The sequence below is a fragment of the Bacillus sp. JH7 genome (assembly GCF_001563515.1).
Taxonomy (GTDB): Bacteria; Bacillota; Bacilli; order Bacillales; family Bacillaceae_G; genus Bacillus_A; species Bacillus_A cereus.
The window spans coordinates 383,894-397,335 of the sequence record NZ_LPUS01000011.1; the positions used below are offsets into that span (position 1 = coordinate 383,894).

Below are 13,442 nucleotides of genomic sequence, written 5' to 3' on the forward strand. Positions count from 1 at the left end.
GAAGGGAATGAGGAATATGTCAGCATCAGCAGGTGAAGTCAGGGCAAGGCTTGTCCTAGATAACGCTCAATTCCGTGCAGGGGTTGCACAATCTCGTGCGGATATGCAAGGACTCGACAGAGGTTCTCAAAGTACATCGAAAGGAATGTCAGCACTAGGAAAGGCGTCGGCTATCGCAGGAGTTGCGATGGTGGGCGCTATTGGTGCTTCGATTAAATCTGCGATGAACTTCGAGCAATCTATGGCGAAGGTTAAGGCGATATCAGGAGCAACGGATAATGAGTTCGCTCAATTAACGAATACAGCGAAGCATTTAGGTGCTACCACACAATTCAGCGCAAGTCAAGCAGCGGAAGGTCTATCGTTTCTATCGATGGCAGGATTCAAAGCGCAGGACAGTATGGACGCACTTCCATCCGTTCTTAACCTTGCAGCGGTCGGCGGAATCGAACTCGGAAAGAGTGCCGATATCGCATCGAATATCATGACAGGGTTCGGATTGAATGCGAAAGACACCGACAAGGCAGTCGACGTTTTAGCGAAGACAATGACAACGGCGAATACCGATCTTGACCAGTTAGGTATGGCGATGAAATATGTAGCGCCAGTTGCGAAGTCATTAGGATGGGGAATCGAAGACTCGGCGACAGCAATTGCGAAGATGTCCGATGCTGGTATTCAGGGTTCGCAAGCAGGTACGTCATTGAGGGCAGCCCTACTATCGTTAGCGAATCCGACAGGACAAACCGAGAAAGCATTCAAGAAATTAGGGATTTCCGTAGTAGATGCGAATGGACAGTTCAAACCACTTCCTGAACTAATCGGACACATCAGCGGAAAGATGGAAGGAATGACAGATGCGCAGAAAACCGTAACCGCAGCCCAGTTAGTAGGGACGGAAGCATCAGCAGGTTTCCTTGCATTATTAGACCAAGGACAAGGTTCATTACAAAAGTACAAGAACGAACTAGAACTGTCAGGTGGAACAGCCGAACGAGTAGCGAGAATTCAGCAAGAAACACTTCAGGGGGCATTTACGCAACTACAATCCGCAACGGAAGGCGTAGCAATTGCAATAGGTGAAGCAATGCTTCCTGCGTTCACGAACCTAGCAAGCGGTATGACATCGATGGTCGGCGTTCTCGGAAAGCTAGACCCGCAATTCGTATCATTCGGATTAACACTCGGAGCAGTTACGGCAGGAACGGCGCTTATCGGTGTCGGAATCTACAAAATAATTACCGCAATGAGAGCATTATCTGTCGCTATCGTAACGAACCCAGCTACGATGTGGATTGCAGGTATCTCAGCAGGTCTTGGAGTACTGATGGCTGCGATGGTGCATGGCAAGAGCGAAGCGGAACAGTATAAAGCGGTCAGTATGGATACGTATAGGGAAATCGGCGAACAAGCACGTACAGTCGACGACTTAGCGACTCAATTCGATGAAATGCGTGGGGAAATCAACCTAAGTAATGACGAGTTACTTCGTTACAGGGACGTAATGAAAGAGGTTGAGAGAGTTGAAAATCCTGAAAAGAAAAAAGCACTAGTTGATGAAATGGATAGACTCGCTAAAGCGTCAGGTGTATCGCATGAAGAATTGAAAAAGTTCTTAGGCGTCAATGACGAAATGATTGCGAAAGCACCTGCCACGGCGCAAGCATACAGCAAAAACGGCGAAGCTATCGCATTAAGTGCGGACGCAGCTCGTGAGTTGGTTTCCGCCCTTAAAGAGAAGCAGAAACTCGAATTAGACCAGCAGTTAAACCAGTCGTACAAGAACCAAGCGAAAGACCTGAAGGACTACGCGCAAAATGTCAAGGAAGGAAACGAGAAAATCGCCAATCGTAAGAATCTCGTTAAAGACGTAGAAACGCAACAGAAGAAAGTAAATGAACTAGAAGCAAAGTACAACGAAGCGGTTGATAAAGGACAAAAAGGTAAAGCGCACATGCTCAAGAAGGAGTTGTCTCATGAAGAAGCGATCTTGGGCAAGAAGAAGGAAAAGATAGATGCGAATGAACTCGCAATCTCCCAGCACCGTACCGAGATTCAATCGATTGTAGACAAACGAAAAGAAGCGGAAAACATCGTACGTACTCGTGTAGCTGAAGCGATGCAAGCAACGAAAATCTCGTATGAAGTCGGAAAGGAAGTCGAAGCAATCGATAAGGCTCTCGAAGGTCATAATAAAACGATTGCATCTTACGAGAAGAAGCAAGCCAATCAGCAGAAGATTACCGAGAAACAACAGGAAGAGTACGAGAATGCGGTAAAGAATAAGGGTGTGTTAGAAGAGACAAAGAACTCTATCGGAGAGTTGCGAGAGAAGCATGCGAAGAATACCGAAGAGTACGATAAGCAACTCGAAAAGGCTGGGAAGTTGAACGAGAAGACGAAAGAGCCTGTCGATAAGAAGGTGAATCTCGAAACTGACGAAGCTAAGTCGAAGAACAAAGAAGTCGAAGGTGAAATCGAAAAGCAGAAAGACAAAAAGATGGGAGTGGACGATAAGCAAGCACAAGACGGTATCAAGAAAACCGAGAAAGATATCGAGAATAAAAAGGATAAGAAAATGGGCGTCGATAAAAAGGACGCTGAGAAGGGAATCGCCGATATCGATAAGAAAGCGGTAGCCGAAAAAATCAAGAAAATCTTCGGTAACACGACAGCAGCGAAGCTACTTATCGACCTTCTCGACAAGCAAGCAACGGCAGAGAAAACGAAGAAAGTCAAGGCAGACAAGTCGCAAGCTGACTCGGCAATTGCGGATACTGACCGCAAAGCCCTAGCAGAGAAAGTCAAGAAGATTCTCGGTGACGGTAAGATGGCGGACGCAGTAATCAAAGAACTCGATAGTAGTGCGGAGAAGAAAAAGACAAAGCCGATAGATGCGGATACGTCGAGCGCAGATTCAAAGCATGAGACATTAATGGGCAAAATCGTGAAAACAGCAACGAAGCGAATCTCACTGGAATGGCTGGGCGATCTTAATCCGCTAAAGTACTTCCATTCAGGTGGAACGGTCGGTGCATCTCCTTCGAATAGGTCTACTCGACCAAAGTATCACAGTGGCGGGAATCCTCGTGGACTAGTCGGCAAGGGAGCGAAGTTCGACGAAGTAGATGCGAGATTACTGAAGAACGAGATGGTACTTACGCAAGCACAACAGTCGAATCTATTTAACTTCATTCGTACTGCGAATCGACCTTCGACAATGGGCGCAGTAGCGCCGAATAAAGGTGGAGGACAGGTCGGAAATACTATGATGACTGTAAACGTCAATGTCGCAGAAATGAATGTACGTGACGACCAAGACTTACCGAAGTTGGCGAAAGAAATCAGTCAAGAGATGGCTAGAATGGAACGACAAAAATCAAGAGCGAGGGGGCAATGGTAGCAGGGGAGAAATGGCGATGCTTAACGGTGTCGCCTTCTTTTTGGCGAGAAGAAGGTCGCCGAGAATCGCAATTCTATCGATTTATCTTTTATTTCGTGGGTAGTAGGGTATCTAATTGCGTCAGAATCGCACCCTAAAGCTCGTGTAGAAGAGATTTTTATGCTTGCCTATTAGGATAGCGTCAGGATATAATATCCATATGTAAAGAAGCGAACGTCTATGTGTTGGTGTTCGTATCCTACGTTTAACTTTCGATAAGAACAAATCGGAAGAAGACGGAGGCAAACCGTTGATATTATCATAATCTCATGCGCCCATAGCTCAGTCGGATAGAGCGGTGGTTTCCGGTACCACGTCTGCCGGGGGTTCGAATCCCTCTGGGCGCGTTATATAAGCTTTAATATTATTTTGTGCAGAAGCCCTTTGTGTGGTAAGTAAAAATACCACGTGCAAAGGGCTTTTTTGATGTTATTGTTAGCCTATTATTGTTTATTTACTGTTGAATCCGGAGCTGAAATTCCTAACTTACATTTTGTAGGTTAGGAATTTTTTATTTTAAAAATGTTAAAAATATGCAATTTTGCGAAGTTACCTAAAAACTTTGAATCTTGTAAATTTATAACTGTAGAGAACAACAAACAAACAAATAAATAAATAGAAAAATAAAAGGAGGAATGAAATGGTAAAGAAATTTAAATTTACAAAAGAGGAATTAGTAGCAGCATGGAAAGACCCACAAGTAAGGGAGAAATCAAAGGATTTACCGAACCATCCATCAGGGAAAGTACTAAACGAATTAAGTGAGGAAGAGTTAGCGGAAGTCCAAGGAGCATCAGATGTGCAAGTAGCTACAACACCGATGTGTGTAAGGTTAACGGTTTTACCTGCAACATCAATTAAACTTTGTAAATAAAAATAAAAAAACAAAACGAGAGGATGAATGAAATGTCAAAAGGATACAAGTTCACAAAAGAAGAGTTAGTAGAGGCGTGGAAAGATCCACAAGTAAGAGAAAAGCTAAAAGACTTACCGAAACACCCATCTGGAAAAGCGCTAAATGAATTAAGTGAGGAAGAATTAGCGGAAATCCAAGGGGCATCAGATGTACAACCAGAAACAACACCACTTTGTGTGGGAGTAATTATAGGATTAACAACGTCAATTAAGATTTGTAAATAAAATAAAAAAACAAAACGAGAGGATGAATGAAATGTCAAAAGGATACAAGTTCACAAAAGAAGAGTTAGTAGAGGCGTGGAAAGATCCACAAGTAAGAGAAAAGCTAAAAGACTTACCGAAACACCCATCTGGAAAAGCGCTAAATGAATTAAGTGAGGAAGAATTAGCGGAAATCCAAGGGGCATCAGATGTACAACCAGAAACAACACCACTTTGTGTGGGAGTAATTATAGGATTAACAACGTCAATTAAGATTTGTAAATAAAATAAAAAACCAAAACGAGAGGATGAATGAAATGTCAAAAGGATACAAGTTCACAAAAGAAGAGTTAGTAGAGGCGTGGAAAGATCCACAAGTAAGAGAAAAGCTAAAAGACTTACCGAAACACCCATCTGGAAAAGCGCTAAATGAATTAAGTGAGGAAGAATTAGCGGAAATCCAAGGGGCATCAGATGTACAACCAGAAACAACACCACTTTGTGTGGGAGTAATTATAGGATTAACAACGTCAATTAAGATTTGTAAATAAAATAAAAAACCAAAACGAGAGGATGAATGAAATGTCAAAAGAATACAAGTTCACAAAAGAAGAGTTAGTAGAGGCGTGGAAAGATCCACAAGTAAGAGAAAAGTTAAAAGACTTACCGAAACACCCATCTGGAAAAGCGCTAAATGAATTAAGTGAGGAAGAATTAGCGGAAATTCAAGGGGCATCAGATGTACAACCAGAAACAACACCACTTTGTGTGGGAGTAATTATAGGAATAACGGCATCAATTAAAATTTGTAAGTAGATAGGTTTCATTCGAAAGGGGTGTTCATCTCCTTTTGAATGAAACAGATTCCAATATTCGAATGCGAAAAATCGAATGTTGGAATCTGTTTCCCCTGAAGGGGGCCAATTTATTGGAATATGGATTTTAAAATAAGGAAGGGGATTAAATTATTATGTTAATTCACTCATATATAAATGAAAAGGCATTTGCGAAGAGTCTTAATTTGAAAGAGCGTTATAAAACGCTAAAGAGTAGAAGAGATTTATTATTATCGGAGGATTTAAATTTAGCCCAATTAAATAAATGGATAGATAAAATGTTTAGAAGTAATAAAGCTGATTTTGATTTTAAATTAAAAATGAATGAAATGACAAAAGAAGATTTTGCGAGTTTAATTGAGAAAATCCCTGAATCAAAAGAGCATTTATATATAGATGAATTAAATGAACATGTGAATTTGCGCGTGTTAGAAATAGGAATAGAGTTGTGTGAAAGTAAGCCATTAAGTTCAGAGGAAGATTTAGGGTTTATAGAATTTGTTAGGCCGTTTGCACTTTATGCAGCCGAAATGATAGATAGTTCGTTGAAATATAGATTAAATAAGATACGTTATGAGCATGAAGAGATTAAAGAAATGCTAGTGCGATCTTTAGTAGAAGAGTTATTAAATAATGCGGTGCGATCACTAGTCTTAGAATTTAATATTGCAAAACTAAGGGAAGAACTAGTAGGAGAGACTCCAGAAGAGCGATTTCTTTCCTTTGTCAGAGAGAAAGCTAGAAATAAGGAGAATTTAATTGCGTTCTATGAGGAATACGCAACATTAACACGAAGGTTAATTTTGAGAACAGAGTATTTTATACAAAATGTTCAAATGTTACTATTTCGTTTGAATGAAAATTGGCTACAATTACAAAAAGAATTTCAATTGCAGGATGTATCATTAAGCGAAATTAAGGTTGGATTAGGAGATACACATCAAGAAGGGAAAACAGTTGTTCAGCTTGTATTCTCTTCAGGTAAAGAAATTTTATATAAGCCAAAGTCTATGGAAATTACAAAATCGTACCATGCATTTTTAGAATGGATGAATGAGGTAAGTGGAAGTATACAACTTCCATCATATAAAGTTTTAGACTTTGGTGAATATGGATGGGAAGAAAAAATATTGTATAAACCGTGCTCTTCTAAAGAAGAGGTGGAGCGCTACTATTTACGTTTTGGTAAGTTGATTGGTTTAATGCATATGTTAAAAGGTGCTGATTTGCATTTTGAAAATATAATTGCTCATGGAGAGTATCCATACATTATTGATTCGGAGACGATTTTTCATCAATATCCAAAACTGAATTTTCCGGATAGTGCGGAAGTAAAATTGAAATATGAACAAAGCGACTCAGTGATAGGATCTGGATTGTTACCGCAAGCTATGTTTCAAAACATCGATGGAAAAGGTATAGATTTAAGTGCTTTAAATGGAAAAGAGCAAGATTTGCCGTTTAAGGTGTTGGCTTTAAATCAAAATAGTAAGGATGAAATGGAATTTACTATGAAAGAAGCCAAAAGTCAAAGTGCTAAAAATCTACCGAAACTTGGAGTAGAAGAAATTTATGTAGAGGATTATTTAACCTTTATTATTGATGGTTTTCAGGAAATGTGTAAATTTTTTATCGAGTATAAGGAAGAGATTTTATCAGAAAGAGGACCTTTAATTATATTTAAAGAAAATAAAATTCGCATTGTTGCTAGGGCGACTCAACAATATTGTAATTTCTTACAAGAGTCTACACATCCAGACTATATGAGAGATTCAATTTTGTTGGAACAATTATTTGAAAGAGTATGGTATTACCCATATGAAAATAAGGAACTGGTCATTCATGAGATTCAAGACTTATTACGTGCGGATGTTCCTATATTTACGACTTTTACAGATTCACGAGATCTATATAGTAGTACAGGTGAAAGGATGGAAGACTTTTTTAAGGAGAGCGGTTATGAGCAAGTATATAATAGAATTTATCATTTTGATGATAAGGAATTGGAAAAGCAACGAGGATGGCTGAAGTTGGCAATACAGGGAAATAGAGATGTTGATATTAAAGTGGGAAGAAAAGGGGAGTATAGAAGTGAATTGTTAGAAAATCATCAGGAGACAATCTTGCAGGAAGCTATAAATATCGGAGAGGCTTTAGTAGAGAATGTAGTATTATCAGATGATAAAACAACGGCTTCATGGTTACAAGCAAATGTTATTCACGACAAGTGGTATGTTGCCCCTATGAAGCAAAATTTATATGACGGTTTAGGTGGCGTAGCACTATTCTTATTGTATCTAAATAAGGTTACAGGAAACGAAAAATATTTAGAGGTTGCTCATAAGGCGTTGAAGTCAGCGATGAACCCTTTATCGAAAGCGAAGGGGCTTCTATCGACATTCTTGGGTAAATATTCATTGTTATATCCATTAGCACATTTTCAATCTATAAGTCCTAGAAAAGAATATCAGGATTTTTTAGAAGAAATAAAAGTAGAATTAAAAGAAAGGCTCAAAGAAGAAGAAGAGTTTGATTTGTTAAGTGGCTCAGCAGGAGTTATTCAAGTGGCCCTTAATTTATTTGAAATGACAAAGGATCAAGATTATTTAGATCTTGCTGATATGTACAGTAAGCATTTGGTGGAAAATGTATCAATATTAGAAAGTGGAGTAGCGTGGAAGAATAAACATACTAACAGTTATTTAGGCGGTTTTTCTCATGGGACGAGTGGTATCGCTTGGAGCTTATGGCGTTCAGGGATTATGAATAGGAATCAAGAATATATTGATTTAGCTAAAAAAGCATTTGCTTATGATCGATCATTGTTTGAAAAAGAAGAAAGTGCGTGGAAAGACACAAGAGAGAGTGAGAAGAAGTGCTTACATCAATGGTGCCACGGTTCCACTGGAATAGGATTGAGTAGAGTTTTAGTAAGAAGCTATGAAGAAGATGTAGAAATGGACGAAGAAATTCGAGTGGCTGTAGATAATGTACGAAAGTATGGATTTAAAAATAATGATACATTATGTCATGGGAATATGGGGGACACGGAATTACTATTGGCTGTTTCACAGTTATATGGTAATAAAGAATTGTATGAACAGGCGTTACAAATTGGCATACAAGTTATTAATAATTATAGAGAAACTGGTAGTTATCAATGTGATGCACCAGATGATATTCAATCATTTGGTATGTTTGTAGGGATAGCAGGAGTTGGTATGCAGTTGTTAAGACTATTACAGCCGAATGAAATTCCATCCGTTATGACATTAGAAAATGTAAAAGGATAAATGAAAAGACATTCTACCTTTTGGTAGAATGTCTTTATTATACATTTACATTTATTATACCTTTTCGAACAGCTTCAGCTAATGCTTCAGAGCGAGAACTCACCTTGAACTTTTTAAACAGTTTCGTTAAATTATATTCAACAGCCCTAGAACTCATATATAATTCATCTGCAATTTGTTTATTACTTTTTCCTTTCGCGATGGATTCAAGAATTTCTAATTCTTTTTGTGTAATTGTAACATGGCTTGATGCTCTTTTCGTATCTAAGTTATCAACAGTCATATCTTCAACTCGAAGTTGTCGCAATAAAGAAATTGGAATTAAAGTATACCCATTTAAGACGGCCCGAATAGCCATTAATAACTCTTGCTGTGATGCTGATTTGCTAACAATACCGCTAATACCAGAATCTATTAATAAATTAAATTGTGATAAATATTCGAAGCCTGTGTAGAGAATGATTTTGGCATCTGGTTGTATGTGTAAAAGTTTTTGAGCCACATCAAGTCCACTATAATTAGGCATGTTCATGTCTAAAAGATATATATCAAAAGGTGTTTTTGAACTTTGAGAAATTGCTTCCTGTTCGTTTAAAATGTATGTTGCTTGAATATCTTCTTCTAATTCGATCATATTTTTCGTACCTTCACCCACTATTTGGTGATCGTCTACAATCAAAACGTGTATCATTTTATTCACCTCGGTATAGTAATATTTACTTGTAGTCCATTTCCTATTTCTGAAATAAGCTGAATTTCGCCTCCTATTCCTTGAACGCGCCCTTTGATTCCAGATAAACCCATATGTTTATTTGAAGAATAGGGGGCTTGGGTATTAAAACCGATGCCGTTATCACGATAGTCTAGATAAATACAATTATTTTCTTCCCATAAAAATATATTAATTAAGGTTGCATTAGAGTGCTTATCAGCATTATTTAATAATTCTTGGATAATACGATAAATAGATAAAATTTTATCAAATTCGTAATGATTCTCCTGTATTGAGTCATATTCAAATTGAATTCGGAAATTAGTACGTAGTTGCATTTGTGCTAATAGCTCTTTAAGTGCACCTATAAGTCCAATTTCAGATAGAAGAGCAGGTTTTAATTCATTACAAGTGTCACGAATTTGTTGAATAACATCAAACATACCGAATTTTATTTTTTCTAATTGTCCCTGCAATTCACCTGGTACAGTATGTTCTTTTAATACGGTTTCTAGTTTACGATACCAGACAATTTGGTCTTGCAGGGCAGCGTCATGAAGATCCGCAGCAAGCCGACGCCTTTCAGTTTCTGAGATTTGAAATAGTAGGCGCGAAAGAGTTGCTGAGTGTGTTTTATTTGCTATGCTTTCTTTTTCTAAAGATTGAATGATTTGGTTAACTGAATTTAGGTTTTCATAAACTAGACGTACATATTTTACGATAGCAATAAACCAAGTTTTTTCATTGATATTAAATTTAATATTGTTGGTTTTATTTCCAACCCAAATGTAATGCTTTGTGTTTTGGGTAGAATATAAATAAATACCGATGCATCCGTCATCTTCTAATAAATCATTTATATACCCTGATTCCATTCCCCATTGTTTCTTTTTCGAAAGATTAAATTTTTCTGTTTCTCCGTAACTTTTATAACAATTGTATGTATTTTGTTTTGTATCAAACTCAATAAATTGTATAAAACACGGTTTTAGTAGGGAGATAATTTCATTCATAAATTTTTTCTCTAAATCTTTTACTTTCATAATGGAAGAAAGTTGTTGTGCGAATTGATCAATACTTACATGTAAATTGGTTTTGCTTCTGAATAATTGATTGCGAAATGTGAAATCTAATCGTTCTTTTATTACAAGAAACAGTATGTTTAAAGGGAAAATGATAATGAAATTTTGCATGAGTCTAATAAAGAATCGTTCGTCAGGATTAATACCCCAGCTTATAATTAATGTAATAATGATAGTTGGAAGTAATGAAAGCAAAGAGTAGTACCGAACACGATCAAACATAAAATCAATATCAAAGATTTGCTTTGTTAATATTAAATAAAAGTAGCCAATTGGAATGCAAAATAGGAATAATGCTGCAATATCAGCCCTAATAATGGCTGCATTAAATAATATCCTTGGAAGAGCATATAGCATTATAAATGGCCCGAAAGAAATACATTGGATAACTAACATAAATTTAAAAAAAGGTCTGTGTAAAGTATTTCTATATTTTATGTATCCTTTTAAAAGGAAATATACACTTAAAAGAATACTAAAACATAAATAAGCTAAATCTGTATAAGCGGAGACTTGTTGCAAATTTGGAAGAAAGGTAACGGATAATAAGCCGGTAGTAATAACGGTCATGTATAGGAAAATGTGAAATCTAATCACATTTTTATGTATAATAATAATTTCCTTCCGCTTAAACAGCTGATATAAAAATAAAGTAAGAAATAAAGATACACTTTGAAAAGAGATACTTATAATTAAGAGTCCGCCAAAATCAGATTTACTAGATATAGAAGAGGCGGAAAGGCTAATAGAGGTTGCTAATAAAAAAAGCATAAAATAACGCTCTTCTCGCCTTATAGCTTTATTTCTATAGACAATAAAGCATAAGCTTAAAATGGTCAGAGAAAAAATCATTGGTAGATATAATGTAATAATTAGCTCTTCGTTGTCTGAAGTAGCTGTTGTGCTATAAGTAGAAATCCTATCATTCTGTATAGTTTGAATTTCAGTTGCATTTAAAAATTGATTTTGGTACCGCTTGAAAACCCCTAAATAAGGATTCGCCCCATCCACTTTGTAAATTTCATCACCTGCTTTTAAGGCTGTTTTTGCAGCCCAACCCGACGTATCAATTTGACTGATTGTATATGTATTATGTTTTTCTTTAGAAGCGATAATGCCACTGTAAGGCTGATAAAACTTGTAGAGAATGTAACTTTGTATAATTAAGTAAAAAATTATTAATGAAATTACGAAATAAATTGGACGTTGTTTAATCATTGCTAGAATTACCTCACTATCATATATAATTTCGGAATCCCGCAATAGGATTGCGGATAATAGCAAAAGAATATGTAATAATATAAAACTATAAAAATTGGTGGGGTGAACGATATATGATTAGAGAATTAGTTGAACGTATATTAGAAGATATTCAATTTAAAAATGTGTGTAGTCAAGGAACAATAGCCATTGATGGTATATCAAAACAAGAATTAGAAATTATTTTAGGTACTTTAAATAAATCGTCTTTACTTAGTAAAGCTGCTGAGACATGGAAGTAAACTAAATCAGAGTATCAATTAACCTATCCTTATTTGCTTGACTGAGTGAAAGTTGTTCGATGTATCCTTTTGATTTGTATACATATAGGTTCTGCATAACGGAGCAGTACTCCATTGATCCACCGTACAGTAATATGTGTTTTAAAGAATCTAATGTTTGATTATTTAATTCATCATATTGTATCTCTTGATTAAAGAACTTTTTTATAAGTATAAAGTTATCATTTTTACTATTTAAATAATATAGTATTGGTAAAGTTTTCTTTAAATTAAGAAAATCATTTTTCTTATCCCATTGCATAATATCACGCATGTCGTTTTTTATTTGATTAATAACGCCTATACATAGTGCGTAGTTTTCAATTAAAGAACGCTGGATAGGGTTGATATTCCCTGTTCCTAATAAGCATGCAAGTTTAATTAGATATCCAGATTTGTGAGTTACCATATCAATATAATCTTTCTCGGAATGGATTTCATTTTTAAGATCTAGTTGTTGTCCATTAATAGAGTTTAAAATAGAAGAGTGTATTTCATTTTTGAGCCAGTTTTTCATTTGAATTGAAAGGGAAGCCTTGTCAATTTCTTGCAAACAAATAAGTAAAAATCCCATAATTATATTGAGATTTGTGGCAATTGGATGTTTTGTCCAAGGTCCTTCTAAGAAATCTTCGTCTTGAATATCATCCATAATATCTAGAGCGAGCATAAGTAATTCTATAATTGTTAGCAGTAATTGTTTTTCCTCTTCATTTTGGTTATCTTGAAATATTTCATAATGTACGAGAGTGATGTTAGCAAAACGAGTAGAATCATTGAATTTGTATTCAATATATTCTGAAGAACATTGACGTAATGTAGATTCGAAAAAATGTCCATAAACCAGTTTTTTTGCACGCAAAATTAATTCATTTTGTAATGAATAAATCACTCGCAGCTCCCCTTTTGTAAAAATTCGGAATATTCCAATTGTAACATAAGAGGGACATCTTCACAATTAAGCATATCGCAAATGCGATGTGTTTTTTTTATGAAGATGTTGCGGAGAATCCCGCTAATTTGTTTGCGGTAACTACAACATGCATTGCGGACAATAACGTTTAAAAGAAGGATATGATATGAGTACAGATTAAGACAACACAGTTTAATAAACGAGAAAAAATAATCTAATATGGATTGAGAATAAAGGAGGAGAATGATGAAGAAAGTTTTAAGTGGTCGAGAAAAAGAAGTAGCTGTGTTGATTGCACGAGGTTTGAAGGATGTTGAAATAGCAAGGGAGTTATTTATTAGTAGAAGGAGAGTGGGGGAATTAGTAGCCTCAATTAAAAGAAAGTTAGAAATACATTCAAGGGTCCAAATTGGAATAGCTGCATATTTTTTAGGATTAATTACATTTGAATTTAATTTTAATCATGGTAACCATGAGGGTGTTGCTATGATTAATAGTTAAAGA

12 protein-coding genes and 1 tRNA gene are annotated in these 13,442 nt (G+C 36.2%); 10 read left to right on the forward strand and 3 right to left on the reverse strand.

The window, feature by feature from the left end:
- Positions 1-16 precede the first annotated feature (16 nt).
- The 8 genes from AU379_RS19280 to AU379_RS19315 all read left to right on the forward strand — a co-directional run bounded on the left by AU379_RS19280 (position 17) and on the right by AU379_RS19315 (position 8,690).
- Positions 17-3,403: a phage tail tape measure protein gene (locus AU379_RS19280; RefSeq protein ID WP_232487796.1), complete on the forward strand. Its 3,387-nt coding sequence runs from the start codon at positions 17-19 to the stop codon at positions 3,401-3,403.
- 310 nt (positions 3,404-3,713) lie between these two features.
- Positions 3,714-3,789 (forward strand) — tRNA-Arg (locus AU379_RS19285).
- Positions 3,790-4,082: 293 nt separating this feature from the next.
- On the forward strand, positions 4,083-4,316 hold the full coding sequence (locus AU379_RS19290) for a mersacidin/lichenicidin family type 2 lantibiotic (protein WP_000239231.1): 234 nt from the start codon (positions 4,083-4,085) through the stop codon (positions 4,314-4,316).
- Between the two features lie 32 nt (positions 4,317-4,348).
- The gene (locus AU379_RS19295) at positions 4,349-4,582 is read left to right on the forward strand and encodes a mersacidin/lichenicidin family type 2 lantibiotic (protein WP_000033704.1); all 234 of its coding nucleotides are present in this window, start codon (positions 4,349-4,351) and stop codon (positions 4,580-4,582) included.
- A 31-nt stretch (positions 4,583-4,613) separates the two neighbouring features.
- On the forward strand, positions 4,614-4,847 hold the full coding sequence (locus tag AU379_RS19300; RefSeq protein WP_000033704.1) for a mersacidin/lichenicidin family type 2 lantibiotic: 234 nt from the start codon (positions 4,614-4,616) through the stop codon (positions 4,845-4,847).
- A 31-nt stretch (positions 4,848-4,878) separates the two neighbouring features.
- Complete coding sequence (locus tag AU379_RS19305) at positions 4,879-5,112, forward strand: mersacidin/lichenicidin family type 2 lantibiotic (RefSeq protein WP_000033704.1); 234 nt, start codon at positions 4,879-4,881, stop codon at positions 5,110-5,112.
- 31 nt (positions 5,113-5,143) lie between these two features.
- Positions 5,144-5,377, forward strand: coding sequence for a mersacidin/lichenicidin family type 2 lantibiotic (locus AU379_RS19310; RefSeq protein WP_000032577.1), 234 nt, complete (start codon positions 5,144-5,146; stop codon positions 5,375-5,377).
- A gap of 154 nt (positions 5,378-5,531) precedes the next feature.
- Entirely contained in the window at positions 5,532-8,690 is a 3,159-nt protein-coding gene (locus AU379_RS19315; protein WP_048568714.1) for a type 2 lanthipeptide synthetase LanM family protein, read from the forward strand.
- Between the two features lie 37 nt (positions 8,691-8,727).
- On the opposite strand, the gene AU379_RS19320 is transcribed toward AU379_RS19315, so the two are convergent.
- A complete protein-coding gene (locus AU379_RS19320) occupies positions 8,728-9,381 on the reverse strand; it encodes a response regulator transcription factor (RefSeq protein ID WP_000582194.1) in 654 nt (217 codons plus the stop codon).
- A 5-nt stretch (positions 9,382-9,386) separates the two neighbouring features.
- Positions 9,387-11,702 carry a sensor histidine kinase gene (locus AU379_RS19325; protein WP_000595466.1) on the reverse strand — a complete coding sequence of 772 codons (2,316 nt, stop codon included), beginning with the start codon at positions 11,700-11,702 and terminating at the stop codon, positions 9,387-9,389.
- A gap of 116 nt (positions 11,703-11,818) precedes the next feature.
- Between AU379_RS19325 and AU379_RS30645 the strand changes: the two genes are divergently transcribed.
- Positions 11,819-11,986 carry a hypothetical protein gene (locus AU379_RS30645; protein WP_000617614.1) on the forward strand — a complete coding sequence of 56 codons (168 nt, stop codon included), beginning with the start codon at positions 11,819-11,821 and terminating at the stop codon, positions 11,984-11,986.
- Position 11,987: 1 nt separating this feature from the next.
- Here AU379_RS30645 and AU379_RS19330 read toward each other — a convergent pair whose 3' ends face one another.
- Entirely contained in the window at positions 11,988-12,917 is a 930-nt protein-coding gene (locus AU379_RS19330) for a polyprenyl synthetase family protein (RefSeq protein WP_000640553.1), read from the reverse strand.
- Positions 12,918-13,184: 267 nt separating this feature from the next.
- Here AU379_RS19330 and AU379_RS19335 point away from each other — a divergent pair, with 267 nt between their 5' ends.
- Positions 13,185-13,439, forward strand: coding sequence for a helix-turn-helix transcriptional regulator (locus tag AU379_RS19335; protein ID WP_000757187.1), 255 nt, complete (start codon positions 13,185-13,187; stop codon positions 13,437-13,439).
- Positions 13,440-13,442: the final 3 nt, after the last annotated feature.